The sequence below is a fragment of the Rhodococcus sp. BP22 genome (assembly GCF_014281965.1).
Lineage (GTDB): Bacteria > Actinomycetota > Actinomycetes > Mycobacteriales > Mycobacteriaceae > Rhodococcoides.
In genome coordinates this window covers 128,203-153,851 of the sequence record NZ_JACFTB010000009.1, presented here as the reverse complement: position 1 = coordinate 153,851, position 25,649 = coordinate 128,203, and the positions used below count along the sequence as shown (strand labels likewise).

Here is a 25,649-nt window from a genome sequence, read left to right as displayed (position 1 = left end):
GGGAGGCTTGGTTCAGCACGCGTCATGGAATTCGGCTTCGGAGACCACATGCGATGACGCGGTGAGGACATGCCCTGGCGGCAGAGAGTCCACCTCGCTCTGTGTTGCCGATACCTGGGCCGCTTGGGCGTTCTCGTCTTTCAGAGATGCGATGACGATGAACAGTGAATCGGGATCCTCCGTAAGTCGGACTGCACTATCCGCAGCCCACGGGTCGGCGGGTGCAGTCAGCGGCACTTCGATTCGCCCCGATTGGGGGCTCGCTGCTCGAAGTTCGCCGAGGGTCGGATTCACCTCGCTATCGGCCAGTCCTTCGCGGCCGGCGTGGACTCCGATGGAATCGACACTGCCGCGGCATGCATCGACCAGAACCAGCACGGAGCCGTCGGCGTCGCGTGCCAGTGCGGTCCTACCGACGATGTCCGTGTCGATGGCGTTGCCGCATCCGCTCACCGACGCTGCCAGAACGAGGGTTCCGATAATCATTGGTGAGCGCATGACTTAGTTGCCCGTCGTATTGCCCTGAAGGTTGACGAAAGTTGCTCGCCAACGGTTCTCGGCCGTCACCAGTTCGATCTCAGAAGTAGTAAGACCGTGGGAGGAGAAGGATTCGATCTCCGTCCTGGTCAACGGCCACGGAGGTCCGTCGACATCGACACCTTCCTCGCGGATTCCGGACACGACCAGCAATGTCCCGCCCGCCGACACGGTCGAGGCGATCGCGGCGATGGCATCGGATCGCACCCACAGTGGCATCGACTGAACCGTGATCGATTCGATCACCACGTCGAACGTGCCACGCCACTGCGTCGGCATCGCAAGAACATCGGCAACCTCGTAGTTCACCGCAGACTGGGGGAAACGCCTTCGCGCAGCGTCGATGGCGGTCGGGGAGACATCGAATGCTGTTGTCTCGTAACCGAGGGATGCGATGAATTCGGCATCCGTCCCGTATCCACATCCGACCACGAGGGCAGTGCGCCCGCCTCCCGCACGGCTCTGCGCCCATTGCACGATCAGCGGATTGGGTTCCTCGCGATGCCATGGAACGACGGCGTTACCGTCGGCCGCTTCGCGGTAGAGCTTGTCGAACCAGCCCGTCGGGTCGCCTTGGTTGATCGACTCTGTGGCAAGTCGACGGTCGTCTGCACTGTTCATGAAGGGTCTGGCACCTCTCGTCGGGACGCGTTCGATCATTATGCCGGGAATGAGTCCCACCTCAGCTGCACCCGGCTTTCAGGATGCGGGGGAGTGCCACGCCGTGGCACTGTGCAGTCATGACCGAACCGCTTTCGCAGCCGACGACATCGCAGCATGTGACGTTGATGATGGACCACGGCCAGTTCTACATGCGTGGAGGCTTGGGCGACGAGGAGAAAGAGTTCCCGCTTCTCGAATACGCTCTTGCAGCGCAACCGAACTCGGGTGACGGTCTCACGATGGTGGTGCTGAACCCTCATCAGAACAACTTCGAGATGCCTATTGCTGTCGAAGTGTTCGATGCACGTCCTCCCAGCGACGACGATGAATGGCAGCAGATATGCGAGGATCGCCTCGAAGTGGGACCCGAGGGTGTGCTGCAGATCGACTCGACCACCATGAGTCCGGTCGATTGCGCGGTCCAGCAGGGGAAGTATCTGGTGCAGGTGGCAGGCCGCGGATTTGTCAATTACGGATGGCCAGGTGACACCACGCCGGGCGATACTTGGCGAATTCCGCTCTGGCCCGACGACGGCAGCGATACGCGACCAACGATTCAGTGGAACATGCCCGGGTACGGCGTGCCGGAGAACGCCGAGCTCATCTCCGAGCCCGTTCCCTACGGCAACGAGGAGCCGAGTTGGATCACCGTCTTTCATGAGGACGGGAGCACGGAGATGGTGGAGCGAGGTGACCTCGAACAGCGACGTCTGGCTCGGCCGGAGCCGATCGAGCAGGTCGCGGGTTTCAATGGCGGTCAGACGCTCGCCGAGTTCGACCGCGACCTCGTAGTCGGACTCCTCGCTACCGATGCCGTGACCGCGCGCCGCATCGCGGTGTACTGCGCGAACGCAGCATGCGAACACGCCGGACTGGCAGACCTGCCGTGGGTGCGGCCGGCGCTCGACGCACTAGCCGAGAACCGAACTCCTCCGGCACCATTCGCAGACATCACGCAGATCAATGACGCGTTCGCGCCACTTTTCGCGGACCTCGCGGGTGGAGGCGCCACGACGTCTTCGAGCGCGACAGTCGTCAGTGCTCGGCCGAAGACTCCGTTCGATGGCAGAGGCGAGCCCCGGTTCATGACGATTCCTACGTTGTTCAGCGCGCAGGATCCGGATCCGCACAGGGCTGCGATCGAGACAATCGTCCACGCTTCGCATGCGTATGGTTTGCAAACTCCGGTTCTCTACGTGGCACTTCGAGAGGCATTCCCTGAACTGGTGGGATAAGTCGGTCTCGGTTCGAGTCGGGATGCGGCTATGTCGCGGTGGCTGTCTCGCTCAGCTCCTGCTAGACCGCCGGGAGGGCCACGCAGACAAACGCCAGGTTGTTGCCGTCAGGATCTTCCAGGTCGCGGTCGTACATGAAACCGTGATCCTGGGCAGGCCGAGGCTCGGAACCTCCGGCGCGCAGACCCGCCTGGACGACAGTGTCAACGGCGTCCCTCGAGTCGAGGGCCAGCGCAATCTGGACCTGCGCGCTCTTGGCTGGGTCGGCGACAGGTTTCTGGGTGAACTCGGCGAAAAACTCACGAGTCAGGAGCATGAACTGTAGATCGTGGTCCCAGACCAGGCAGGCGACTTTACTGTCGGTGAGGAGCGGATCGATTGTCGCGCCGATAGCGGTGTAGAAAGTCTTGCTCCGTTCGAGGTCGGCGGTCGGGAAACTTACGGAGATCTTGGCGGGCATTGCGGTCACACTTCCTTGGTTGCGGCACCCGGTTCGTCGGGATACAGCGTGTAGACGGCTAGTCGGATCGAAACTCATCGGTCACAAGGAAATGCCGACTACAAGCCCGCACATGATCGACGCGCTGAGCCCGAGCCAACAGCTGCATGGATGTGCCCGATCCCGAGGGTCGGTACGAACAGTCCGAACCGCCGAGAGCGTTGCGGGCCGCAATAAGGGAGTCGGATATCGAGGCGTGATCGCCTCTCGGCGTCTGAGAACCCTTGCGGGCATTGGTGTGTGGGTTGGCGACACAGATTCATTCGAACTAGCGACGTTTGCAGATAGCTTGGCGAGCGCTATTTTCCACCACTCACCGGGGCGGTAAGAACGCCGATAACGCCCGCGCACAACAGTTCCACCAGGCGTCGGTATACGCGGTCGGGGTCTGCACCGGCCGGATAGCCTTCTTGCGCTTCGAGGACACAGAACCCGTGTAAAGCGCTGCGCAGCGACCATGCTGCTTGTTCGGAATCATCCGCGCTCAAGCCGTAGCCGGCGATGACGCGATCGATGACGTCGACAACCTCGCCGACGGCGGCCACGAGGTCGGCGTGCGGGGCGGTGGGGTAGCGGTCGGTAATGGCGTACAGGCCGGGGTGCGAGCGGACGAAGCTACGCCACGCGTCGGCGAGTGCGATGACGGCGTCGTCCTTGGCGAGCCCGACTGCAGCTGCGCGGAGGTCCTCTGCCAGTAACTGTCGCGCGAGCAGGCTGAGTTGATGCTGGACATCGTCGACGCCGGTCACGTGCTTGTACAGAGCTGACTGTCGCACGTCGAGGGTGTCGGCGAGTCGACTGAGGACCAGGGCATCGGGCCCGTGGCTGTCCACGAGTTCGGCGGCGGCGGTGATGATGCGTTCGCGGGTGACCGGGATTCTCATGTGAACATCTTCCCTTGTGGGGACGCGGCGATGCGAAAGTGATAACTTATCACCATGAGTGATGCTCCATCCCTAGGTGTCGTTCGCGATGCAACTCGCGATGCTCGACGTCGTCGAGATCTGCAGGTAGTGGTCACGGGCGCCTGCATCCTGGGGATGACGTCGATCCTGTACGACCTGTCCGGCGTCTCGCCCGCGACCGGTGCATTCTTTCGGTGTCTCTACGCTTTGATCCCGCTCGTGATCGTCGTACTCGTGCAACGACGTCGCCCGCAAGCTCACCAGACTCCCGGTCGGTGGGTAACCAAAGCCGTCGTCGCGGGTGTGTTCCTGGGTATCGACCTGGTTCTTTGGCATGAGGCGATCCACTCGATCGGCGCCGGACTGTCGACGGTTCTGCTGAACCTGCAGGTCGTGTTCGTGGCTGTCCTCGGGTACGTGGTCCTGCGTCAGCGCATCACTCGGGCACTACTGACGAGTATGCCGCTGCTCTTTGTCGGCGTCGCGCTTGTTGCGGGAATGAGTACATCGCTGACGGGGGCCAATCCGACGGTAGGTGCTTCCTTCGCGATCATTGCAGCAGGAGCCTATGCCGTGTACATCTTCATGATGGGCTTGGCGACGCGTGCTGCCGGTAGGACTGGGCTGCCGATGCTGGTCTCCACTGCGGCCACCGGTGTGACGGCCGGATTGTTCGGCGTGGTCACCGGAACACTTGATCTTGCACCACCTTTGGCGGCGCAAGGTTGGCTCATTCTGTTGGCCTTGGTATCTCAGGTAGTGGGCTGGCTTTTGGTAGCGAGTGCCAGCCAACGGTTGCCGGCGGGAAATATCGCAGCCAGCCTGGTGCTGCAATCAGCGTCGGCGCTGCTGTTCGGTGCCGTCCTGCTATCTCAAATCCCCAGCATCGTACAAATTCTGGGCGCGGTGCTGATTCTTGCCGGAGTGGTTGTCGCGACGCGCCAGCCTGTAGCGAAATTACCGACGCGTGTTGTCGGCAGACGAATGGAGATCAAAGCATGACCGTCGCGGCCGACCGTATCTACATCAATGGTGACATCAAGACAATGGACGGTGCTTCTGTCGCCGCGCCGACGGCATTGATCATCAAGGGCGGCAGGTTTGTCGCGGTCGGATCCGACGCCGAGATCACAGCGTTGGCGGGTCCCGACGTTGAGGTAGTGGATTTGGCTGGGGCAGTGGTTGTTCCGGGATTCATCGAGACGCATCTGCACCCGATCATGTGGGGCATGTGGCTCAGTAACGTCAATGCGACGACCGGTGCATGCCCCACGATCGAGGAGGTCATCGCCGCGCTGAGTGAGCGGGCGGCGACAACACCGGCCGGCGAGCTTGTCCAGGCCTGGGGATTCGACGACAGCCTGGTGGCCGAAGATCGGGGATTGACGACGGCTGATCTCGACCGGGCATCGGTGCAGCATCCGATCATGGTGCGTCATTTGTCCGGCCACGGCGTCTATGTCAACTCTGTGGCTCTGCAGATGTGCGGTATCGATGGTACGACGGTCGATCCGGAGGGCGGAGTCATCGTTCGTGGGGCTGACGGTGTTCCGACCGGCGAGTTGTGTGAAGTGCCGGCAATGTCCCTGGTGTACAAGCTGACTCCCGCCGTCGACCCCAAAGCTTCGAGTCTCGCTCTCTTGCGCGCTCAGGAAGTGATGGCCTCGGTAGGTGTGACTAGCTTCCACGACATGTTCGTGACGAAAGAGATGTACAGCACCTACCGTGAACTCGAAGAGACCGGCGAACTGCGACTGCGGGCGCGCCTGTACCTCGGGCACGGTGTCCACAATCAGCTGGGCGATATTCCCGAACCGACCGCCTTGGTGAATGTGGGAGGGGTCAAGCTGATTTCGGATGGTTCGATTCAGCTGCATACCGCAGCATTGACCGAGCCCTACCACGATTTGGGTGGATGCCATTGCGGCGGAATGGCAATTCCGTCGGGCTCGCTCGACGCACTGGTGAACGAACATCATGCCGCAGGGCGTCAGCTTGCAATTCACACCAACGGCGATCAGGCCATCGATTTTGCGCTCGACGCTGTTGCGGCGGCTCAGGCTGCGCACCCTGCAACCGGCATCATGCATCGCCTCGAACACGTGCAGACTTTGCGCGACGATCAGATAGAACGAATGGTCGAGCTAGGCGTTGTCGCTTCTATTTTCGTCAATCATGTTTATTACTGGGGTGATCGACACCGCGATCGGTTCTTGGGACAGCGGCGCGGTGAGCGGATCAGCCCGGTTGCGTCGGTAGTTGCTGCCGGCCTTCCTTTTGCTTTGCATTGTGATTGCCCGGTGACCCCGGTCGATCCGCTCTTCACCATGAATACCGCCGTACATCGTGTGACCCGTGAGGGTCACGTTCTGGGCGCTGAGCAACGGGTGAGCGCGCACGTTGCGTTGTCCGGCTACACAAGTGCTGCTGCGCAAATTACCGGAGAAGCCGCTGACAAGGGCCGGATAGCCGTTGGTCTGTTGGCAGATTTTGTCGTGCTCGACGGCGATCCACTGGAGAAAGGCCCAGTCGATCTGTCGGCACTGAAGGTTCTTCGCACCGTTGTCGGCGGTGAGACGGTCTTCGAGGATGTGTAGGCCCATTGCACAGTGATCCTGTGTCGATCGAATGCTCAGGGGATGGGTGTTGGAGTCAGATCGTTTCCTGGTCCGATCACGGCGCAGTTATTCGTGGGTGCGGCGCCGGCGAAGCGTTCAGTGAGAAACTGGGCTGCTTGGCCCTGGAACGGTACGAAGGCTTCGGTATGGTCCAAGCCGGTGTATTGGGCGTAGGTCACCGCGACGCCACGGTTGCAGTACTCGTGTGCGAGCCCTTCCACATCACCGGTGACCATTACCGTATCGCCGATGCCGTCGGAATTGCCGACGCCGAGAAAGATTGGGACGGTTGGTGTTCCCGTGCTTCCCATGATGTTGTCGTTGACGACCTCGACTGCCGCAGGCACCTGGAGGAGGGACGTGTACGGCGCTGCGAGCATTTCGGTGTCGGTCAACCCAGGGTAGCTGGAGGCGAAACCGCTGATGCAGTTCGATTGGACGGCGTCGACGATGTTCTTGCCCTTGTCCGACAGAAATGCGTCGGTATCGATGCCGTACGCCCGTTGGTAGGCGACGATCAGGGCGGGGATCACGCCGGCCCAATCCTTGGACCCACTGACGTATGGCAGGTTTCGGGCGAAATCGACCGGCGGGCCGCCTGCTGCGGCACCGACGATGTTCAGCTCGGGTGAGTATTGGGGGGCCACTTCGGCGCCCCACTGCGTGGGCACAGATCCACCCGAGTAACCGATGAGCCCGACCGGCGTCGACGCAGGCAGTGCGAGAACCGATTCCGTGGCTCGGATCCCGTCGAGTGCTGCATACCCCGACTGGCGTCCGATGGTCCACTCGAGATCCTCGCCCTCGTAGTCAGGGACGACGACGGTGTACCCGGCGGCCATGTACACGGCGATGGCGGTCTGCTCGATCGTCGCGGTACGGCTGTCGCCGTGTCCGCTCAGGGTGTACGACGGGTCGCATTCGGTGCCGAGTCCGTCGTAAGCGGTGTGGAACGAGATCAGTTTGGTCGGTCCTGGGACGAGTGGTCGCAGAACCGTCGCGACAGTCGTCACTGGGCTGCCCTGTTGATCGGTCGTCCGGTAGAGCACCTGCGTGGACGTGATCGGTGTGGCAATTCCAGGCGCGCCGAACGCCGCTGGCCGGGTCCGTAGGACAGCACCAGGTGCCGCAGTGTCGAGCGAGTCGGTCCAGTCGTAGAACGGATCGGCCGAGGGCAATGGTTGAACCGCTGGCGGTGAAGCCGGTTCGGCGGCAGCCAATCCGGTCGCAGAACTCACTACAGCGAGCGCCACGGCGGTCAGGACGGCGAGACGGCTGCTCGCTTCGATGGTGCGGCGAGTCATGGGATTTACTACCCCTCTGTAAGTCGGATCTGCGTCCGGACGGTGCCGGCTCGTCGGTTCTTCCGCAGGTCCTCCTCTCGCATGCGAGTGCTTATTGCTTCGGAGTAAAAAATTTACCGGTGGTGGGAGCGAAAACGGCCGACTCCGCGAGAATTGCGCGGCTGCGTTGGTGGTGGCTGGTAGCGGGGGAGATGGTGTCGGGCCAGTCTGCGATTTCACCGAGGGCCCACTCGGCCCACTCGACGATGTGGCTGAAGTGCCCCATCATGAAGTTGTTGGCGAGCGCCATGAGGTGTTCGCGCTCCGGGAAGGATCCACCGTCTGTCTCTCTGATCAGGACGGCGTTCATTCCGAACAGGCTGCGGCTGTGGGCCGCTTGATCGCGCATGATCACGAGGTTGTTCCTCAGATCGTCGATGTTTCCTTGTTCCGCCACCAGCACGCGGATCATGCCCTCGAACTCGAAAGCGGAAGGACGCGATTCTGTCGACAGCCACGACGCCAATGCATCGCGTCCTTCCGTTGTAATCGAGTAGACAGTCCTGTTTCGAGCACCTACCGCCTGGTTGGTAGCAGTAACCAGACCGAGGTTCAGTAACTTCTTGGGGGCGTTGTACCGCTGCCTGTCCGCGCGTGGCCACAGTTCGCCGATGCCCTTGCCGAAGTGTTCTGCGATCTCATAGGCCGACCAATCTCGCGACACCAGCAATCCGAGGATCACATACGACGTCGTATTCAAATCCTCACGAGCCACGCTGACATTCCTCCGGGTGCTTACCGATGCAAAGCACCGAGCCTAGTGAATGGTTCAGTTGCCTTCCGTCTCACCTACCTCGCCGATGTCGTCGGCAGTATTTTCGTTGTCGTTCCCACCGGACGTCGCGTAGACATAGCCGATCAGTTTCTCCGCTAGTCGTGCTGCAGGGGCTTTGCCTTCTGCTGTGGGAGCAAGATTCCCCCAGATGACCATCGTCACGTCGTTGACGGGGTCGTATCCCATGAACGAGTTGTAGCCGGGCAGCTCACCTGTGTGGCCGTACAGAGGGCCCATCTGTGCGATGCCGTACCCGTAATTGGCGGCTTTCGGTGATTCAGGGTCCGTGGAAGCGACGCTATCCATGCGCAGCTTCTGTGTCTTTTCGTCGAGAAGATCACCCTTCACCATCGCCTGTACCCACGTCGCGAGATCGTTGACCGTCGAGATCCCCTGTCCCGCCGACCAAGTCCATGAAGGATTGTCGCCAGTCGTATCGCGCGGTGATACGGACCCGGACTCGATCTCGGCCAGTCTCTCCGGCGACAGCGAATCCTTGCCCTCACCGAGAGTCTCGATGTTGCCGCTGTAGGAGTATCCCCGCGCGAACGGCGCAGGGATTGCGGTGTCGGTGTTTGCGGGAAACGACGTCCCGGTCATGTTCAGTTTCGAGAAGAACCGATCTTGAAAAATCTGGTCGATCGGCTTTCCATCGAGTTGTTCGGCGATCAAGCCCAGGAGCACCGTGTTGGTGTTGGAGTAATGCCACCCCTCACCAGGTGGAAAGTACGGCGGATTGGAAAGTCCGAGTGCGACCAGTTCCTCCGGAGTAAATACCCGTCCAGGATCGTCGTCCAAGGCCTGATTGAGCTCCACTGTTTCGGTGTAATTGTAGAGTCCGCTGCGCATGTCGAGCATTTGTCCGATGGTGATGTTCTCCCCATTCGGCACATCGGGTCGGTACTTGCTCACCGGGTCGTCTACCGACAACTTTCCTTCTTGGACCATCTGCAGAATGGCGGTACCCGTCCACGTCTTCGTGTTGGATCCGATACGGATGCTGGTATCGAGCGTCGGTGTCTCGGTTCCGCCCAGTTCTGTTGCACCCCAGCTGTTTGTGTACTTTCCATCGGGGGTCTCGATGAGGACGACCATACCGATTTCGCGTAATTCCTGTGCAGTTTCGTCGACGACTGCATCCATCGCGGCGGTGTCGAACGGCACCAACGCGCTATCGCCGGACGGCGTGCTCGTAGCCGACGACGCGGTAGCTGCCGAGTCGGTAGCCGGAGGACTCGTGTCCGACGAGCACGAGGCGGTGAATGTGATCACCGTGAGCATGGCGGCAACTGCAGCGTGCCGACGTCTGGGAGAGAGGGTCATCGATGGAGGCATCGTGAGCTCCTGGGTGGGCGAAGGGGGTGATAAAGGCTCCTCCTTGAATTATGCATCTTGCATGGTGCACATTGCAGTATTATTCAGCTACGTTTTGAAACCGGGAGTTCGAGCGAAAGCCAGCTGCACGATGACTGCCGGACAGCTCCTCGCGGTTACCGCGGCATGCACGCTGCTCTTGGTGGTCTGCGCGAACGACGCGACCACATCGGAAAACGACGAGTCACACTGCGGATAGCGAGCCGCGAAGCGTCTGGCCCGTTCAGCTGGAAACTGATTCGTCCGACAGGCCTGCATTGCGACGATGAAGTGACCGCATCTCGTCGCGGACGTCCTCGACGGGTCCTCGGACCGTGACCGATGGTGCCACCTGGCTGATGGGCAACGGTGTGACCGGTCCAGGATCGACGTTCCACTCCTGCTGCCATGCAGCGAGTTGGGCACTCGTCACCGCGATGACGATGTCGCCGAGACCTACCCAGGCGTGAGCGGCAGAGCACATCGGGCAGTGTTCGCCCGAGGTGTAGACCGTTGTCCGTGCACGATCTTCACTACTCAAGTTCTTTACGGCCCATTCCACGATGGTGAATTCGGGATGGCGGGTGGAGTCACCGCCACTCACCCGATTGCGATCCTCGAACAGGACCCGGCCCTCGGCGTCGACGAGCACGGAGCCGAACGGTTTATCACCTGCGTCCAGCGCCTCGCGAGCGAGCTCGACGCATCGATGGATATGGGCCAAATCGCCGGAATCGGGAAACGTCATATCCCGAGTGTGCCCTGTCAGGACCCGAGATCAGCAGCGAGAGCGCTTCAGCTTGCTCATGTCTATTGAAGTAGCCGTCGCTTCGTGCCCGGCCCGCGGAGGGATACAGGCTGTCTGACCACGATTGACCAACGCGCCTGAGTCTCCGGCAATCAGGCCGAGATGCCTGCCCGTACCGCGGATGCTTTTTACACGCATTCGATGAAAGTGCTTGGGCGGTATCGCGCACGGTACGAATTGCCGTGTCGAGTTGCCCCCAACTCCGTATTGGGTTCTATCGTCGGATTTATGACACCACCAATGCCCATGCAGCCACCGAACCGCCAGCCCATCGGATTCTGGACCGTGCGAGCTGGCGAGGCAATTCGCGCTCGTACCCGCAGTGCACTGCACGAGGTAGGGCTCTCACAACCCGAATGGTGGCTTCTTCACCAACTTTCGTTGTATCCCGACGGTGTCGACCGGGAAGAGACGATCGAGAAGCTCGGCCACAACGACACGCCGGAAGCCATCATCGAGGCGATCGAATCGTCGGTCGCGAAAGGCTTCGTTCATCTGTCCGGTTCGGTTATCGAGCAGACCGAGCACGGTGCCGAACAGTTTCGGGTTGGATCGGAGGTCCAGCGCAGGCTCCAAGAAGAACGGATGCAGGGCATCAGCGAAGCAGACTTTGTAACAACCATCGAAGTGCTGCAACGGACTATCGAGAACGTCGGCGGCAGTGCCTGGCATTGGTAGTTTGTCCAGCACTGGCAGAGGATTCCGATGTCCTACACTCCACAGCAGGAGTAGACGATTCAGTCGACGCGACATTTCTCATGCGTAAACTTCTCGGCCGTCCCGGGGCTCGAATTGCAGTCGGCATCGCTGCTGTCATATGTGTCGTTCCGTCCTGATCAACGCTGCCCCGCCTCTTTCTGACTATTGTTCTGGCGTGACGACTGCGGAATCGGACTTACCTATGTTCTCGACAATGTCGCGGACACTGGACGGTCGCCGGAACGACCGGGCCGATCAGCATTTCCTGATCTGCTTGGATTCGTCGCGTTCATTGTGGCACTGCGGCGGATAGACTTCGGTGATGCCGCACTCCGCTGATGCGGTCTCACATCCGATCGGATTGTGGGGCGTTGTGGCTATCGGCGTCGGAGGCATGGTCGGTGGCGGGATCTTCGCCGTCCTCGGACTATCGGTGCAAATCACCAAGGGCGCCGCCCCGGTCGCGTTTCTCCTGGCCGGACTGGTGGCGTTGTTGACCGCGAGATCGTATGCGCTGCTCTCGAAGTCGTATCCGAGCCGCGGCGGCACGGTGACGTTCGTCAATCGTGCGTTCGGCACGGGATTGTTCTCCGGTGGAATCAATGTTCTGCTGTGGATGAGCTACATCGTCATGTTGGCGCTGTATTCACAAGCGTTCGGGAGCTACGCGTCCAGTTTCCTGCCACCGGAAATTCGCAGCCTTGGCAAGCATCTCCTTCTTACAGCGGCGATCGTCCTCATCACCGTTCTCAACATCGCCGGTGCATCTACGATCGCTCGCACCGAGCGCTATGTCGTGGCGATCAAGATCGCGATCTTGGTGTTGTTCGTGGTGGTCGGGCTGGCGGGGGTGTCCGCAGAACGGCTCGAACCGTCACAATGGAGCTCCCCGATCTCCATCGTTGCAGGCGGCATGATCATCTTCTTGGCCTACGAAGGATTCGAACTCATCGCCAACACCGCCGAGGATGTCGACGATCCCGGGCGCACCCTCACGAGGGCCTACTACATTTCGGTGCTCTTCGTGATCGTGTTGTACGTGCTCGTCGCTGTTGTCTCTGTGGGAGCCGTGCCGTTAGCGAGCCTGATCGACGCGCGTGACTACGCGCTGGCCGAGGCCGCCCGCCCCGCCCTCGGAGCAGTCGGGTTCACGATGATCGGCATCGCGGCGATGCTGTCGACCGCTTCAGCGATCAACGCCACTCTGTATGGATCGACTCGGATGATCTACGTCATCGCGAAGTCGAGAGAACTACCTGCCCAGCTCCAACGGCCCATCTGGAACCACCCGATCGAAGGGCTGCTGATCACCTCCGGATCGACCATCGTGCTTGCGAACGCACTAGACCTGAACAGCATCTCCACCATGGGTAGCGCAGGCTTTCTCATCATCTTTGCCGTAGTGAACGCCGCTGAAGCTCGCACCGCGCGCCAGCGTGGATCGACGCCGTGGATCTCCATCCTGGCAGCTACGGCATGTGCCGGCGCACTGGCAGCACTACTCGCGGAGAGCACCGTCGGCCCCGCTACCGTCCTGGCAGTTATGGTGGCGCTGTCCTTCGGTATCGAAGCGGCCTTTCGGCACTTTCGTGGCCCGGCACCCCAGCTGTAGGAATTCCTGGCCGATCAGGCCAAGTCGCTGCCAGATAGCTGTCGGACGCGGGTTGGGCCGAGCTCTTCTGGAATAGTTTTACGTATGGAATCTGTTGTGACCTTGTCGCCGAAGGACGCGGGTGAGCTGTTCACGCTCCAGCGTGCCGCTTACGTAACCGAGGCCCAGGCCCATGAGGATCTATATCTGCCTCCGTTGATCGAATCGTTGACCGACGTGACGACTGAACTCGACAAGGCCGAGGTGGACTCGTTCGGGTTGCGTGACGGTGCACAACGCCTCGTCGGGGCGGTACGAGTGTGTGTCCTTCCTGCGAATGTGCGGTGTGCAGAGGTGGGCAGGCTGGTCGTAGCCCCGGACATGCAGGGTCGTGGATTGGGAAGTCGGTTGCTCGAACTCGTGGAAGAGCGAATTTCTGAGGACATCACCGAGCTGAAGCTGTTCACCGGAGAACACAGTGTCGGTAATCTTCGGCTCTACTCCAGGTTCGGGTTTCAGGAAACGCATCGAGTACCGACTGCAGGCGGCTATGCACTTGTCCATCTCAGCAAGCGAGTGCGATAAAAATTGCCATCGATATCGCCGGTGCGGTTCAGACTGGAACGAAATCGATAGTCGCTCATAACAATTCGCTTCTTCTCCGCTACGGTGAAAGGGTAGTACTCGCCTGAAGCTGCCCGCGCGTGTGCGCTCAGGGCTCTGAATCCGATTTCTTCGACCGTGTCTCACTTATTCTGGAGCGAGCTCCTGGGGTTCGTCGTCGCGTAGTTGGATGGCCAGGTGTACTCGACCGCGCACTGCTCCTGTCGTGATGGTGACGATGCCCGGCGCCGCGGTGAGTAGATCGAAGCCTTCGGGCGGGTCCGGTGGGGGAAGGTAGTCGTCGATGTCCTCATCGGCTGTGGCTTCCGGACACTCGTGACATGGCGCCGGCGAGGTGTGCCCTTGCTGTGATCGTGAGCCGGGCGGAGGATAGGCCCCACGGCTGTTCGGGCCTGCACTGGAGGTTGCTGTGATGAAAGTTGTTCGTACCCTGCTCGTCTGCGCATCCGTTGTGATCGGTTCGACGCTGGCGACGGTTGGAACTGCATCCGCAGTCGTGAGCGTTCCGTTCCAAGTCGACCCGGCACCGTTCGGAAATCCGAACGGCAGCTTCGACGCTCCCGCTGTGCGCTGTGTGGCGGTGCTCGGCGAACAGCCTGGCACGGTGACCATCACCGGTGGCAAAGAAGGCAGGTGGGGATGCCTACTTTCGTCCGACGTGCATTGGTTGAATCTGTCGACCGGAGCGTCTGGCTCGGCGCGAACCTCGGACGGATTATACGGATTTCCGGCCGAGGCGACATTACTGAGTGGGTCTGGGCACATTGTTTTGACCGTCGTATCCACCCTTGGGACGATCACTCCGGGACTCGCAAGCTTCTTTGTTCCATAGAAGCCGTGGGACGAGAATCGGTGTGGAGTCATTCGGACGGTTGAATTTTCAGACCGACTTTTGCATTTCAGCTGTTCAGGGCCAATCGGTCTAGTAGTTGATTCCGCTGGAGCCCGGAGCAGGTGGTATCAATTTGAAGTACATAACCATTCTGCGACCCAATGGGACGAAGCAGAAGAAGATCTGTGCTGATGGTCTCGAAGAATTCTGAAGTGACAGTGCAGCCGTGGGGGAAACATGCACGGCTGCACACTCAGCGGATCTGAATGACAAGCAGTAACGGGCGACCACCCGACGAGTAAGGAACAACCATGACGACACCTCCTGGATGGCACGCAGACCCGGAAGGCTCTGCACAGCTACGGTGGTGGGACGGCCAACAGTGGACGTCCGCTCTTCAACCAGATCCGATGAAACCGACTGCGTCCGAACACTTGTCAGGTGCTCCCGCCGATCCAGCGTCCGGTGGATCCAATCACAAGAAGTGGCCATGGGTCGTGGCCGCCGGCGTGGTGCTTCTCGTCGTTATCGGTGTGGTGAATTCAGCGGACAAGTCATCGGACGACGTAGCAAGCGGGCAGGCGACCACAACGGCACAATCGAGTGCGGTCGAAAAGGCTCCGGTCATTCCGAAAGCCACGACTACGACTGTCCTCCCGCCCCCGCCCCCGCCCCCGGCACCAGTCCTACCGGTGGAAACTACCGAACCTGAGGCGCCGGCACCTATCGCTCCTGCCGCCCCGAAGACGACCGAGCCGGCCAGCGGGCAGACGGGGATGACCGGCGGACAGCGCAATGCTGTGCGTGCGGCCAACAGCTATCTGGACTATTCGTCGTTTTCCCGTCAGGGTCTGATCGATCAACTGACGTACGAGGACTACTCGACCGAGGATGCGACCTTCGCTGTGGACAATGTCGCGGCTGATTGGAACGAACAGGCCGCGCTCTCTGCTCAGGACTACCTCGACTACACGGCCTTCTCGCGTCAAGGCCTCGTCGATCAGTTGATATACGAAGGGTTCACCCCTGAACAGGCTCAGTACGGAGTGGATCAGACAGGGCTCTAGCCTCCCGGAGGTAACCTGCGCCAGGGATGTCGGGATCCAACGGTCACTCCGCCCCGGGCGTTGCGTCGACAACACTCACCGGGTTCATCGCCGAGCAACCAGGACCCAGTTGGCCAGCCCGTATCAGTACCTGCAGCCAGGCAGTTCACGCGACTCGGTCGGATAGTCTGACTCCGTGAATCTGGGAGTGGTACTCGAACGGGTGTTTGCGGGAGAAGCCAGCGACGTGCCGGATGACCCGACGGCGACCAAAATCCTGGATGCAGCGGTAGGGGCATGTGCCGCTAGCGGCATCGGTGCACTGACGATCGACGGTGTTGCACGTCGGGCCGGGGTCAACAGGACCACCATCTACCGCCGCTTCGGTGACCGCGATGCTGTGCTGCAAGCGATGACTCTGCGCGAAGGTGAACGCATGGCGCAGGGGATCATGAAGTCTCTCGAGGGGGTCGAGGATCCGGCCGAACAGCTCGTCGAAGGCTTCGCGGCTGCGGTGCGCCTCACCGAAGCGCATCCGGTCATCCGACGCACCGCCGAGTTCGAGCCGCAGGATCTCATCGCGGCCGGGATGGCCGACGAAGCCGCGTTGCTTCGGTTGGCCAGCTCCTTCGCTGCCGCTGGTGTACGAAAGTTGCAGTTGGACGGCCGGGCGACTCACCTCGATGCCGATGCGATCGGGGAGACCATGGCACGGCTGTTCGCCTCGTTCGTGCTGATCCCCGCGCAGTATTCGATAGATGTTCGTTCCGAGGCGGGAGCGCGAAGCTATGCGAGACGAACTCTGGTTCCGCTACTACTCGGATCGTCCGAAAACCATTGACGGCGTGCAACACATGCGACAGTATGTGTTGCATGACACGCATCGTGAATGCACCGCTCGATTACGGCATCTTCGGCCCGGAATCGGTGACCTGGAAGGTGTACCGCTATCCGACCTCGATGACGGTGGGCTTCACGCGCACCGCGCTCACCGAGATGTTCGACCCACTGGTGGTGGCTTCGGTCGCCGGCACCGGCTCTTTGCGACAGCGCGCCGCCGACCGGTACGACCGCACCCTGGAATACGCGGGTGCACTGGTGCTGGCGGACAGCGCTACAGCCGCGCACGCCGCCGACACCCTGATGCGCATCCATTCGAGCATCACCGGTCTGGATCCAGAAACCGGTCGAACTTACGACCCCAACGATCCTGCGGGGCAGCTCTGGATACACCTCACTCAGTGGCAGTCGGTCCTTCACGTCTACGAGCTATTCGGGCCGGGGCGGTTGAGCGAGGAGGACGAACGCCAATACTGGGAAGAATGCGCCATCGCCGCGCAGTTTCAGACAATCGACCCCGCTGAAGTCCCAAGGAGCCGTGCCGAAATGCGGGCGTACTACCAGCGCGTTCTTCCCGATATGGTGGTCAGCGAGACGGCAGTCGAGCATGCGCAGCTCATTCTGAACGGCGCCAATCCTGTGCTCACCGAGCTCCCCGGTCCGTTGAGCATCATGAGCCCGCTTGTCCAGTGGGTGCTGCGGCGGGCCACGATCGCCACTCTGCCTCGCTGGATGCGCGCAGCGATCGGGTCGCGCCAAGGACCGATCGTCGACGCACTGGTCACCGCAATGTTGCGCCCGACAATGCGCCTGGCCGCACGTCAGCCGAAGATGCTGGCGAAGAAGCTCGAAAGTGCCTCACCCCGGGCCTATGCAGTGCTCGCACCTGCAATCCTTGACATAGCACCCACGACACCCGAGACCGTTTCGGTGGGGGAAGCCTTCCGGCGCGCCGGCCGGCCCCTGCCGCGTGAGCAGTATCTGGCTCTCGTGGGCGACTCGGTCACCTCAGCCCTCTGATCGCCGAACTCGAATTTCGTGGTTGATCGACTATTACTGTCGAGTTATGACTCCTGTGAGATGGACATTCGACGCATCAGACGGCGGCCAACTGACGATCAAGACGGACGTCACCGGCAAGGCGTCCAAATTGGGCCACCGTCTCACCATTGCAATCAAGTCGTGGATGGCCGCGGTCGACTGGTCTGGGGACATTCCCACCTCGGTCACCCTCACCGCCGAAGTCGATTCACTCGACGTGGTCGACGGTGAAGGTGGTGTCACGCCGCTGATCGGGCCGGAGAAGATCCTCGCAAAATCTAACGCGCTGAAGACCTTCGACGCGAAACGGTACCCCCAGATTCGTTACCGATCAGACGATATCGCCGCGATCGAGAACGGATTCAGCCTGCGCGGCACGATGGAGATCCACGGCGTCACCCTGGAGAAGACTGTGATCGTAACCGTCGCCGACGATGGTACGAGATGGCACTGTGCATCCGAAAACACAGTGCGCCAGTCGGATTACGGAATCAAGCCGTACTCACAGATGCTTGGTGCTATGAAGGTGGTCGACGAGGTGACCGTGTCCTTCGAGGCCGAGCGCACGAAGTCAAGCCTGAATCCCTCGAGTCGGTAATCGACGAAAGATCTCAGGTGCGACGGGTACTTCGTTGTCGCTGAGTGGACCAACCATGATTCGTCGTTTGTGGTCTTTCGAGTTCGACCGAAACCGTGCACACTACGTCGATGATTCGAAAACGATGGGTACAGAAGGCGATCGGTTCAGCAGCACTACTCGTGGCGCTCGGTCTGACCGCGGGGTGCGGGAACAATACAGCGTCCGCCGATGGGCCGCCCGGAGTCAGCGTCAACGGCGTCGGTGAAGTCGAAGGCACACCCGACACCCTGACGGCGCAGATCGGCGTCGAGACGATGGCCAACGACGTCACGACCGCGATTGATCAGGCAAATGCTGCGGTCGGCAAAGTAACCGATGCGATATCGAACGCGGGCGTCGATCGCGAAGACATTCAGACTCAACAGGTGTCCATCAACCCCCAGTACTCGGGCGGGATGCTCGGCGGAACCTCGGAGATTTCCGGCTACCAGGCAACCAACACCTTGCGGATCACGGTCCGGGACCTGTCGAAGGCGTCGACGGTCCTCGGCGACGCCACGTCCGCCGGTGGCAACGCAACCCGGATCTCCGGAGTGTCGTTCCGCATCGACGACGATTCGGAACTGATATCCGACGCGCGGGCCCGGGCATTCGCCGACGCCCGCGATCGCGCTGAGCAGTACGCGACGCTCTCGGGTAGCGACCTCGGGCAAGTTCTGTCCATTACCGAAAACATCACCGGGCAGGACCAACTGTCGAGATTCCCAGAGGGCGCGAGTATGGCCGACTCATCGGTCCCCATCGAACCCGGGCAGCAGACTGTCAGCGTGTCCGTGGCCGTCAAATGGGCTTTGGACTGATCGGCACCATATTTCTTCGGTGTCTAGACCAAGTTGTGGTCTCGGTTGTCCCAGTACGGTTTGCGGAGGTCGCGTTTGAGGATTTTTCCGGTGGGGTTGCGGGGGAGGACTTCGACGACGTCGATACTCGTGGGGCATTTGAACTTTGCGAGACGGCCGCGGGTGTAGGTGATCAATTCGGATTCATCGACGATTGCGTCGGGCACGAGAACGACAACGGCTTTGATCGTTTCGCCCCAACGGTCATCGGGGACGCCGATGACCGCGACCTCGGCGATTGCGGGATGCTCCACCAGGATCCGTTCGATCTCAGGGGAGTAGACGTTCTCACCACCGGTAATGATCATGTCCTTGAGGCGGTCTTCGATAAATATGAAGCCGCCATTATCGGCTCGTCCCATGTCCCCGCTGCGCAACCACCCGTCGGAGGTGATGGTTTCGGCTGTAGCCTCGGGTTTGCCCAGATAGCCCGGGGTGCATTGTTCCGACCGCCACCACAGTTCACCAGTGATGCCGGTTGGTGCATCCTCGAGTGTCACGGGATCGACGATCCGGACTTCCATACCGGGGATCGGCGTCCCAGCCGAGGCCATGCGTTCGGTCTGGGCCTCATCGCGATGAACATCGGGCATCAACGCGGTGACCACCCCAGCCAACTCGGTCATGCCGTAGACCTGTACGAACTCGGTGTCCGGCCAGGCAGCAAGCGCAGCGCGTAACAGTGGCAGCGGCATCGGTGCAGCGCCGTAGATGATGCGCTTGAATGCCTTGAACGCATTGATCGCTTGTTCTCCTGCAGCCAACACCGCGGCGATCACCGGGGGAACAAGAAAGGCGATGTTGGCGCCGGCCGCGAGTCCGGCAAAGATAGACGGGCCGTCGGCTTCCCTGGTGAAGTAGCAGTGCTTACCAGCATGAATCCCCATGATGGCGTAGCAGGTTCCACCGACGTGGAACATAGGCATGGCGATCAAGAATCGGTGGTCTTCTTCCACCGGCATGATCTCGAGCATGCTGTCGCTGTGTGCGAAAAGGTTTCGATGTGTCAGCCGAATGCCTTTGGGACGACCGGTAGTTCCTGAGCTGTAGAGAATCAGGGCAGTCGCATCGGGGCTTACATGTGGACGGGTGTGTAGCGGCGAGACTGCGTCGATCCAAAGCTCGAACTCATCGTGTTCACCGCCTATCGAGAAGATCATTTCGACGGCGCTCAGACGGTCGCGGATGGCAAGAATCTGTGGGTGGAGTTCGCTCCCGACGAACAGGATGCGGGCACCTGAGTCGGCGAGCACGTAATCGAGTTCTTCACCTGCGAGCCGCCAGTTGGGGACGACGTTCGCCGCACCGAGAAGTGAAGCGGCATAGGTTACTTCGATACACGACAGATGATTTTTGTCGACAAACGCCACCGTATCGCCGGCTACGATACCTGCATCTGCGAGGGCGGCCGCGACGCGGAGGATGCGCTCGTACCACTGTGACCAGGTGTATTCCGACCCTTGGAAGGCCATCGCAAGCTCGTCCGGTTTGACCGTCGACCAATGCTCAACGCGATCAGAGATGATTCCTACGGTGGGAGCGGACATTGAACCATCCTCATATCGTATTGGCGCACCGATTACGCAAGTCCGGTTGCCTCGCAATCGTGACGCGAATATTAACTTGGGACTCGGTCCGGCGGACGACTTCCGTCCAAATCGAAGTCTCCGAGTTTGCGACGGCAGCAGAGCAACGCCTGCCGCCGTCGAGTGGGACTGAGGTCCCACGTGGGGGATTCATGTCACTGGCCTCCATCGGCGTCAGGTCGGTGTCGCATCGGCTCATCAGTAGGGACCGGCACCCCTGGTCCTCGCTGGATGCCGATCAGTCGGACGGTGCGCGCGACGCTGCCCGCTCCAGGCAGTACTCCGAGAAGCACCTCGGGCAGTCCGATCTGACTTCGCGGTACGTCGGCAGTGTGATGAGTCCGTAGCGGCCCTGGGTGCGCTTCGAGTTCGTCGAGGACCGTACCGAGCAGCATTGCCGGTCGCACCCAGCGGATGGCCCATCCGAACAGAAACCACACCTGACGCGACGGGTGTAAACGAATCCGGTGTCTCCTGTCGGACACCGGATTCGTGGTCCTCGTCCCACGCTCTGCCATCACTGGCGTGTATCGAGTTGCCTTCGGAACGACCGACTCGTTTCTGTGTACTGAAACAGGAGAGCTATTCGGACGCTGGCTCTCGTTGTCCGTTGAGTGAATGACCGCACTGGTTCACATGAAGTAGTCGGCGCGGCTGACGTAGGTTTCCGACACGAAAAGCACTCCCGGTGAGGCGTCGAGAAATGGCCTTAGGCCGGCGAGGAGCACCTCGACCTTGGTCTCTGGAACCACCGTGATCAGTAACTCCAGTGCTGCTTGCTGATTGAACAACAATCGGCCCTGGCGATAGCCGTGATGGCCAAGGCCCGAAACCCCGGACACGCTGGTGAAGCCGGTGGCGTCGGCGTTGCGAAAGAGTTCGCGTACTGCTGGTGCGTCGTCTCCGGTGACGACGATTTCGATCTTGGTCATCTTTGTCAGGCCTGTGTATGTCATCGGGTTGTCTCCTGCTCGTGGGGGATAGGTGTTGTCGAATGTTCGTCCCAGCGCTGCCACCCCATGCGGGTGTGTCGCTGCCAAGGTTGTTGGGGGTGTTCGCGTGCCGCCAGTGCTATCCACTCGTTGTCGACGAGATCCTGGAGCATGGGGTTTCGGGCGATGATCGTGGTGATGTTTGCCAGGGGTGCCTCGACTATGGCCAGCAGTCGCATGGGTTCATGAACGAGCAGACCATCGTGAGTAACGGATTGTTGTGGCAGCCCGAGTTGTAGATCTCCGCCATGTCCGGCAAGTACTCCAACACCGGCAATGACGTTGTGGATGGTCTTTGTACCGGCTCCGAATGCGCGGGGGGCGACAGTCGAAAAATAATATTGGCAGTTGATCCACTGCGCTACCACCAGGGGAGCGGTGAGGATCGTCTCGAGGGCGGTGCCGTCGGGATCGGTTGCAGCATCATAGGAGTGGAGGAATGCGCGACGGTTCAGGTCGATACCCCTGGTGGTCGTGCGTGGCCCGATGATGAAGGCAGCATTGGATGCGAGACCCCATTCGGGGTAGACCTGTGCCCAGTCGGCGGCTCGGGCTCTGACATGGCGGGCTGCTCGGGTTGGCGACGGAGTCTTCGGTGCGCCTGGAAGGACCGTGCACCGCTCGACGGCCAGCGCACTGCTGACGATGTCGAGGTCTGCGGTCAGCCGTGCAAGGTCGTCCCTGTGACTGTTGGGCACCACATGGGTATCGAGAAGCACGACGCGGTCAGTGGTGGTGTTGTGTTGTGCCGCAATGAAATAGGTACCATCTCCGATGTCGATTCCGTTGCTGCGAAGTTCCCTGCGGACGGCATACGAGTTAAGTATGGCGGTAGCAGTGCGGGCCGTCGGGGCGCCGGGTTGTCCGCCACAGGCACCACAGTCGAGCGATGCTTGATAGGGGTTGTTTTCGGTCTGGCCGGCGTGTGCACACATCACGACCAAGCGCGCAAACCCGTCGGTGAAGCCCATCGTTGCCAACGCTGCTTGCGCGATACCTACTTGCTGATCCAGTGCGATCGTGTCGTCGACGCTGATCACAGTGGGTGCCGGTGGTGCAATGAGGTGGCGCACTCGCCGCCTGACCGCGGCGCTGGCGGCGGGTGCCAGCGTCTTGGCCGCGGCCCAGGGACCCGCCACCCATCCGGCTACCTCTGCGAGGGTGAACGGTGCAACAGCAGAGTCTTTCGCACTATGGAACGATGCGTCGGCGGCCGCGAGCGTCGAGAGCCCCGCCACACGGCGGGTGGCCGCGGAAAGCGCGTGCGTCGCGGGATGTTCGCCGACATCGTGGTTCGGAGAAATCAGCACCGGGCAGAGGTCGCTGCTGGCTCCACCAGCAAGATCGGTGAAACGGATTGCGGCGGCGAAGAATCCCGCGAAACCGAGAGTTCGATACCCTTCGAGTGCTTCGAGGTGGCGCCGCAGGCCTTCGGATCGGGTGTCGATGCAGCACACCATCTGTACATGGACAGGATCGGAAGCATGGGTTGGAGGAATGCGCTGCAAGTCGCTGAGTAGCGCGTCGCGGTAGTGCGCTTCATAGGCTTCCTGCCATATGGCGGTACGCGCGATGTCCGGTAGGACAGCAAGAATCCGAGCTGCGGCGGTTAATTCAGGTTCCGTAACCTTGGCGATACCCCAAGCCTTCACGAGAGCTTCCGACCGTTGCCGGGCTGAGGGGACCTCCGATGCCGTTGTGATTTCCGAGTTGTGTGTGACGCCCTGTCCGCTACTGGCTAGCATTATTGCCTCGTAGGACAGGCGCATCGCCAAATAGTCCACTAAGTCGATTCCAACTCCTCGTTCGGAGCACCACCGCACGTGGGCGGCCCATCCAGGCAGACGAGTCAAGTGTGCTTGCACGTAGGCGGCTCGCGAATCATCATCGATATCAAGCATGTCCAGTGCCGACAGCACAGCTTCGTCGGCTCGGACAGGCAGCTTGCGCAACTCTGCCCTGACCTGGCGAGGCAGAGTGTGGTCGCGATGTGCGAGCCCGTGCCAGGCCGAGAAGAATCCATTCTCACGTCCAGGCATCGGCCAACCGGTTGCGGTGGAACCCAGGAAGGCAGAGCACCATTTGGCTGTTTGAGCGTCCACGGTGTCAGCGATGACGGGTATGGACACCTCACTGCGAGTACGGTTACTGCGCAGCAAATCAGCGGATGTAGTGCCGTACAAAAGGTCACCTCTCAGGAGCTGCCCCGGTGTCGAGAACTCAGTGCCGAGTTCCACCCGGGGACCGTTCATCACACCGGGAAAGCGTCGCTGCAAAACGCTGTCGATGTCGGCATCGGTGATTCGACCGTCCCGATACAGCACCCGAAATGTCTGCTCGGGCAGGGTTGCCTGCGCACCGTAGAGATCACCGGCGCGGTGAGTGGCTTGCTCGAACGGCATCCTCTCGAGGCCTGCCAAGGGATTGACGGCGATGAATGTTTCGACGGGGTAGTGCGTCGGCAGTACCCGGGCAGCCAAGGCCACCTCTGCACGCAACTTGGCTCGACGGATTCGGTTCGATGAGTGATCGACTGCCGCGGTCATCGGTGTGCTCCTGTCATAGGTGAAGTCGTGGCTGGTTTTGCGCGATTCGACAGCGGGTCAGGCATGCTGACATGCCCTGCACTGAGCGCTCGCACGTAGAGCGTTCGATGCAGAAACTCCCAAGGTCCTGCGGCATCCGCATACCGCACCACCGTGATGCCAACGAGGACGCCGGCGATCGCTGTGAGGAGCCAATTGGCCGCAACAGGGGGCGTGTAATCGGGCAAGTCCGTGGTCATCCATCCGGCGACGGCACCGACGAGCCATACATAGCCCGCCGACGCCACCGCGAGCGTCGCCACTGCTGTCAGAGCGCGGCCGACGTCGAATCGTCGTTCGAGCCACCCCATGGTGGCCGCGGTTGCCGTGGCCCACGCAAAGATCAACAGTGCGTACCCGGACTGGTGTTCGCCCGCGGGGAGAGGGAACACCCGCACTGCGATAGCCAACGTCAGGGCCGGTACCGCTACTGAAGCGAGCGCAACTATCGCGTGCCGAGTCCGAGTGCTCCGCATTTTGGGCGGTGCGAAGGCAATTCGGCGGTGGTGATCGACAGCAGACCCAGAGGAGAGGAACAAAGTCGCTTTGTACAGACCGTGGGCCACCAGATGGAATACCGCAGCAGCGTAGAGACCAAGACCGCAGGTCAAGGTCATGAAACCCATCTGCGCCATGGTCGAATGGGTCAGGGCACCCTTGATGTCGGGTTTGGTCAGCATCAGTAGCGTCCCGTAGACCATGGTGACTGCACCCGCGAGCACCACCAGCCCCATTGCGACACCAGAGCCGTTGACCAGGGTTCCCAATCGGATCAGTAGTATTCCGCCCGCATTGACCACCCCCGCGTGCAGCAACGCAGACACAGGTGTCGGCGCAGCCAGTGTGGTGGGTAGCCAGCGATGAAACGGAATCTGTGCGGACCGCGACAGCGCCGCCAGTGCGAAGAGGCAGGCGATCGCGCCTGCGGTCAGGGTCGAAGCGTCGAAGTCCATTCCGTTTGCCGTCCCCAGTTCGAGGTTGCCCGCGTGGACGGTCACCAATACGACCGCAAGCCAGAGTGCGAGGTCCCCGACCAAAAAGGTGAGTGTCGTTCGTCTTACCCCGTCTCGTGCCGCGCTCAGGTGGGAGTAGGTAGCGAGCAGGAGACATAAGGCCACCCCTGCCATCGTCCAGAACACTGCGAGGCCTATCAGAGTCGCCGAGATCATCAAACCGATCGAAGCAGTGGTGAGCAGACCTGCCGATGCCGAAAACCACCGTGCACGAGAATCACCCGCCAGATAACGAACAGCGAAACTCTGCGCGACGGCGCTCACTCCGAATACCAACAGCATCAAGAGCACGCCCAGCCGGTTTGCCGCCACCCCGGCAAGAACGTTTCCGTCCTCACCTCTGATCAACATCGACACCTCGCGATGCGTGATGACGGCAATGCCCAATCCGCCTGTGACGAGGAAACACCCGGACGCGACCCAACCGCCCAGTTGCCGGGCCACGCGAGGTCGACGAGCATTCAAGCCCAGGGCTGCCGCAGCAGCGAGGAGGGGTAACACCAACACCCCGATGAGCGCAGCTGCGAACACATTCTCAGTACTCATAGGTAAATTGATACATGCATTGCAATTCAGGTGTCAAAT

General features: G+C 60.9%; 25 protein-coding genes. 12 read left to right on the top strand and 13 right to left on the bottom strand.

Annotated features, from left to right (window positions below):
- Positions 1-12 precede the first annotated feature (12 nt).
- Complete coding sequence (locus H2510_RS18990; RefSeq protein ID WP_186629830.1) at positions 13-486, bottom strand: hypothetical protein; 474 nt, start codon at positions 484-486, stop codon at positions 13-15.
- A gap of 15 nt (positions 487-501) precedes the next feature.
- Positions 502-1,158: a bifunctional 2-polyprenyl-6-hydroxyphenol methylase/3-demethylubiquinol 3-O-methyltransferase UbiG gene (locus tag H2510_RS18985; protein ID WP_186629829.1), complete on the bottom strand. Its 657-nt coding sequence runs from the start codon at positions 1,156-1,158 to the stop codon at positions 502-504.
- Positions 1,159-1,277: 119 nt separating this feature from the next.
- Here H2510_RS18985 and H2510_RS18980 point away from each other — a divergent pair, with 119 nt between their 5' ends.
- Positions 1,278-2,435 (top strand): hypothetical protein, encoded by a 1,158-nt coding sequence (locus H2510_RS18980; RefSeq protein ID WP_186629828.1) that lies wholly within the window; start codon positions 1,278-1,280, stop codon positions 2,433-2,435.
- 61 nt (positions 2,436-2,496) lie between these two features.
- Here the strand turns inward: H2510_RS18980 and H2510_RS18975 are convergent, their stop codons facing one another.
- Both H2510_RS18975 and H2510_RS18970 read right to left on the bottom strand, forming a co-directional pair.
- Entirely contained in the window at positions 2,497-2,895 is a 399-nt protein-coding gene (locus tag H2510_RS18975; RefSeq protein ID WP_186629875.1) for a VOC family protein, read from the bottom strand.
- Positions 2,896-3,233: 338 nt separating this feature from the next.
- A complete protein-coding gene (locus tag H2510_RS18970) occupies positions 3,234-3,818 on the bottom strand; it encodes a TetR/AcrR family transcriptional regulator (RefSeq protein WP_186629827.1) in 585 nt (194 codons plus the stop codon).
- Between the two features lie 54 nt (positions 3,819-3,872).
- Between H2510_RS18970 and H2510_RS18965 the strand changes: the two genes are divergently transcribed.
- Together H2510_RS18965 and H2510_RS18960 are read left to right on the top strand one after the other, a co-directional pair.
- Complete coding sequence (locus H2510_RS18965) at positions 3,873-4,841, top strand: DMT family transporter (RefSeq protein ID WP_186629826.1); 969 nt, start codon at positions 3,873-3,875, stop codon at positions 4,839-4,841.
- Positions 4,838-6,436 carry an amidohydrolase gene (locus tag H2510_RS18960; protein WP_186629825.1) on the top strand — a complete coding sequence of 533 codons (1,599 nt, stop codon included), beginning with the start codon at positions 4,838-4,840 and terminating at the stop codon, positions 6,434-6,436. Before H2510_RS18965 ends, H2510_RS18960 begins: the two co-directional genes overlap by 4 nt.
- Positions 6,437-6,471: 35 nt before the next feature.
- On the opposite strand, the gene H2510_RS18955 is transcribed toward H2510_RS18960, so the two are convergent.
- The 4 genes from H2510_RS18955 to H2510_RS18940 all read right to left on the bottom strand — a co-directional run bounded on the left by H2510_RS18955 (position 6,472) and on the right by H2510_RS18940 (position 10,676).
- Positions 6,472-7,761 carry a lipase family protein gene (locus tag H2510_RS18955; RefSeq protein WP_186629824.1) on the bottom strand — a complete coding sequence of 430 codons (1,290 nt, stop codon included), beginning with the start codon at positions 7,759-7,761 and terminating at the stop codon, positions 6,472-6,474.
- A gap of 91 nt (positions 7,762-7,852) precedes the next feature.
- A complete protein-coding gene (locus H2510_RS18950) occupies positions 7,853-8,515 on the bottom strand; it encodes a PadR family transcriptional regulator (RefSeq protein WP_186629823.1) in 663 nt (220 codons plus the stop codon).
- A gap of 54 nt (positions 8,516-8,569) precedes the next feature.
- Positions 8,570-9,910, bottom strand: a complete 1,341-nt coding sequence (locus H2510_RS18945; protein ID WP_261393049.1) for a serine hydrolase — start codon at positions 9,908-9,910, stop codon at positions 8,570-8,572.
- A 262-nt stretch (positions 9,911-10,172) separates the two neighbouring features.
- Positions 10,173-10,676, bottom strand: coding sequence for a nucleoside deaminase (locus H2510_RS18940; RefSeq protein ID WP_186629822.1), 504 nt, complete (start codon positions 10,674-10,676; stop codon positions 10,173-10,175).
- A gap of 288 nt (positions 10,677-10,964) precedes the next feature.
- Between H2510_RS18940 and H2510_RS18935 the strand changes: the two genes are divergently transcribed.
- The 9 genes from H2510_RS18935 to H2510_RS18895 all read left to right on the top strand — a co-directional run bounded on the left by H2510_RS18935 (position 10,965) and on the right by H2510_RS18895 (position 18,849).
- A complete protein-coding gene (locus H2510_RS18935) occupies positions 10,965-11,414 on the top strand; it encodes a hypothetical protein (protein ID WP_261393048.1) in 450 nt (149 codons plus the stop codon).
- A 343-nt stretch (positions 11,415-11,757) separates the two neighbouring features.
- Complete coding sequence (locus tag H2510_RS18930; RefSeq protein ID WP_186629821.1) at positions 11,758-13,047, top strand: APC family permease; 1,290 nt, start codon at positions 11,758-11,760, stop codon at positions 13,045-13,047.
- Positions 13,048-13,131: 84 nt separating this feature from the next.
- On the top strand, positions 13,132-13,611 hold the full coding sequence (locus tag H2510_RS18925) for an N-acetyltransferase (RefSeq protein ID WP_186629820.1): 480 nt from the start codon (positions 13,132-13,134) through the stop codon (positions 13,609-13,611).
- Positions 13,612-14,062: 451 nt separating this feature from the next.
- The gene (locus tag H2510_RS18920; protein ID WP_186629819.1) at positions 14,063-14,482 is read left to right on the top strand and encodes a hypothetical protein; all 420 of its coding nucleotides are present in this window, start codon (positions 14,063-14,065) and stop codon (positions 14,480-14,482) included.
- 311 nt (positions 14,483-14,793) lie between these two features.
- A complete protein-coding gene (locus tag H2510_RS18915) occupies positions 14,794-15,549 on the top strand; it encodes an Ltp family lipoprotein (protein WP_186629818.1) in 756 nt (251 codons plus the stop codon).
- 175 nt (positions 15,550-15,724) lie between these two features.
- The gene (locus tag H2510_RS18910) at positions 15,725-16,369 is read left to right on the top strand and encodes a TetR/AcrR family transcriptional regulator (protein WP_186629817.1); all 645 of its coding nucleotides are present in this window, start codon (positions 15,725-15,727) and stop codon (positions 16,367-16,369) included.
- A 32-nt stretch (positions 16,370-16,401) separates the two neighbouring features.
- Positions 16,402-17,388, top strand: a complete 987-nt coding sequence (locus tag H2510_RS18905) for an oxygenase MpaB family protein (RefSeq protein WP_186629816.1) — start codon at positions 16,402-16,404, stop codon at positions 17,386-17,388.
- Between the two features lie 46 nt (positions 17,389-17,434).
- Entirely contained in the window at positions 17,435-18,007 is a 573-nt protein-coding gene (locus H2510_RS18900) for a YceI family protein (RefSeq protein WP_186629815.1), read from the top strand.
- Positions 18,008-18,117: 110 nt separating this feature from the next.
- Positions 18,118-18,849, top strand: a complete 732-nt coding sequence (locus H2510_RS18895) for an SIMPL domain-containing protein (protein ID WP_186629814.1) — start codon at positions 18,118-18,120, stop codon at positions 18,847-18,849.
- Positions 18,850-18,872: 23 nt separating this feature from the next.
- Here the strand turns inward: H2510_RS18895 and H2510_RS18890 are convergent, their stop codons facing one another.
- From H2510_RS18890 to H2510_RS18870, 5 genes are all read right to left on the bottom strand, one after another.
- Positions 18,873-20,435: a long-chain-fatty-acid--CoA ligase gene (locus H2510_RS18890; protein WP_186629813.1), complete on the bottom strand. Its 1,563-nt coding sequence runs from the start codon at positions 20,433-20,435 to the stop codon at positions 18,873-18,875.
- A gap of 194 nt (positions 20,436-20,629) precedes the next feature.
- Positions 20,630-20,959 (bottom strand): hypothetical protein, encoded by a 330-nt coding sequence (locus tag H2510_RS18885; protein ID WP_186629879.1) that lies wholly within the window; start codon positions 20,957-20,959, stop codon positions 20,630-20,632.
- A 147-nt stretch (positions 20,960-21,106) separates the two neighbouring features.
- Positions 21,107-21,430: a P-II family nitrogen regulator gene (locus H2510_RS18880; protein WP_136172217.1), complete on the bottom strand. Its 324-nt coding sequence runs from the start codon at positions 21,428-21,430 to the stop codon at positions 21,107-21,109.
- Entirely contained in the window at positions 21,427-24,012 is a 2,586-nt protein-coding gene (locus H2510_RS18875) for a DUF2309 domain-containing protein (protein ID WP_186629812.1), read from the bottom strand. The genes H2510_RS18880 and H2510_RS18875 overlap by 4 nt, the downstream gene beginning before the upstream one ends.
- On the bottom strand, positions 24,009-25,610 hold the full coding sequence (locus H2510_RS18870; RefSeq protein ID WP_186629811.1) for a proton-conducting transporter membrane subunit: 1,602 nt from the start codon (positions 25,608-25,610) through the stop codon (positions 24,009-24,011). The genes H2510_RS18875 and H2510_RS18870 overlap by 4 nt, the downstream gene beginning before the upstream one ends.
- Positions 25,611-25,649 lie beyond the last annotated feature (39 nt).

Excerpts from the sequence above, each read along its gene's own strand:
- H2510_RS18905 (WP_186629816.1), top strand. The coding sequence starts at position 16,402 with ATGACACGCATCGTGAATGCACCGCTCGATTACGGCATCTTCGGCCCG.
- H2510_RS18975 (WP_186629875.1), bottom strand. The coding sequence starts at position 2,895 with ATGCCCGCCAAGATCTCCGTAAGTTTCCCGACCGCCGACCTCGAACGG.
- H2510_RS18915 (WP_186629818.1), top strand. The coding sequence starts at position 14,794 with ATGACGACACCTCCTGGATGGCACGCAGACCCGGAAGGCTCTGCACAG.
- H2510_RS18985 (WP_186629829.1), bottom strand. The coding sequence starts at position 1,158 with ATGAACAGTGCAGACGACCGTCGACTTGCCACAGAGTCGATCAACCAA.
- H2510_RS18980 (WP_186629828.1), top strand. The coding sequence starts at position 1,278 with ATGACCGAACCGCTTTCGCAGCCGACGACATCGCAGCATGTGACGTTG.
- H2510_RS18990 (WP_186629830.1), bottom strand. The coding sequence starts at position 486 with ATGATTATCGGAACCCTCGTTCTGGCAGCGTCGGTGAGCGGATGCGGC.
- H2510_RS18895 (WP_186629814.1), top strand. The coding sequence starts at position 18,118 with ATGATTCGAAAACGATGGGTACAGAAGGCGATCGGTTCAGCAGCACTA.
- H2510_RS18900 (WP_186629815.1), top strand. The coding sequence starts at position 17,435 with ATGACTCCTGTGAGATGGACATTCGACGCATCAGACGGCGGCCAACTG.
- H2510_RS18870 (WP_186629811.1), bottom strand. The coding sequence starts at position 25,610 with ATGAGTACTGAGAATGTGTTCGCAGCTGCGCTCATCGGGGTGTTGGTG.
- H2510_RS18880 (WP_136172217.1), bottom strand. The coding sequence starts at position 21,430 with ATGACATACACAGGCCTGACAAAGATGACCAAGATCGAAATCGTCGTC.
- H2510_RS18960 (WP_186629825.1), top strand. The coding sequence starts at position 4,838 with ATGACCGTCGCGGCCGACCGTATCTACATCAATGGTGACATCAAGACA.
- H2510_RS18940 (WP_186629822.1), bottom strand. The coding sequence starts at position 10,676 with ATGACGTTTCCCGATTCCGGCGATTTGGCCCATATCCATCGATGCGTC.
- H2510_RS18955 (WP_186629824.1), bottom strand. The coding sequence starts at position 7,761 with ATGACTCGCCGCACCATCGAAGCGAGCAGCCGTCTCGCCGTCCTGACC.
- H2510_RS18930 (WP_186629821.1), top strand. The coding sequence starts at position 11,758 with ATGCCGCACTCCGCTGATGCGGTCTCACATCCGATCGGATTGTGGGGC.
- H2510_RS18970 (WP_186629827.1), bottom strand. The coding sequence starts at position 3,818 with ATGAGAATCCCGGTCACCCGCGAACGCATCATCACCGCCGCCGCCGAA.
- H2510_RS18965 (WP_186629826.1), top strand. The coding sequence starts at position 3,873 with ATGAGTGATGCTCCATCCCTAGGTGTCGTTCGCGATGCAACTCGCGAT.
- H2510_RS18925 (WP_186629820.1), top strand. The coding sequence starts at position 13,132 with ATGGAATCTGTTGTGACCTTGTCGCCGAAGGACGCGGGTGAGCTGTTC.
- H2510_RS18920 (WP_186629819.1), top strand. The coding sequence starts at position 14,063 with ATGAAAGTTGTTCGTACCCTGCTCGTCTGCGCATCCGTTGTGATCGGT.
- H2510_RS18875 (WP_186629812.1), bottom strand. The coding sequence starts at position 24,012 with ATGACCGCGGCAGTCGATCACTCATCGAACCGAATCCGTCGAGCCAAG.
- H2510_RS18935 (WP_261393048.1), top strand. The coding sequence starts at position 10,965 with ATGACACCACCAATGCCCATGCAGCCACCGAACCGCCAGCCCATCGGA.
- H2510_RS18945 (WP_261393049.1), bottom strand. The coding sequence starts at position 9,910 with ATGCCTCCATCGATGACCCTCTCTCCCAGACGTCGGCACGCTGCAGTT.
- H2510_RS18890 (WP_186629813.1), bottom strand. The coding sequence starts at position 20,435 with ATGTCCGCTCCCACCGTAGGAATCATCTCTGATCGCGTTGAGCATTGG.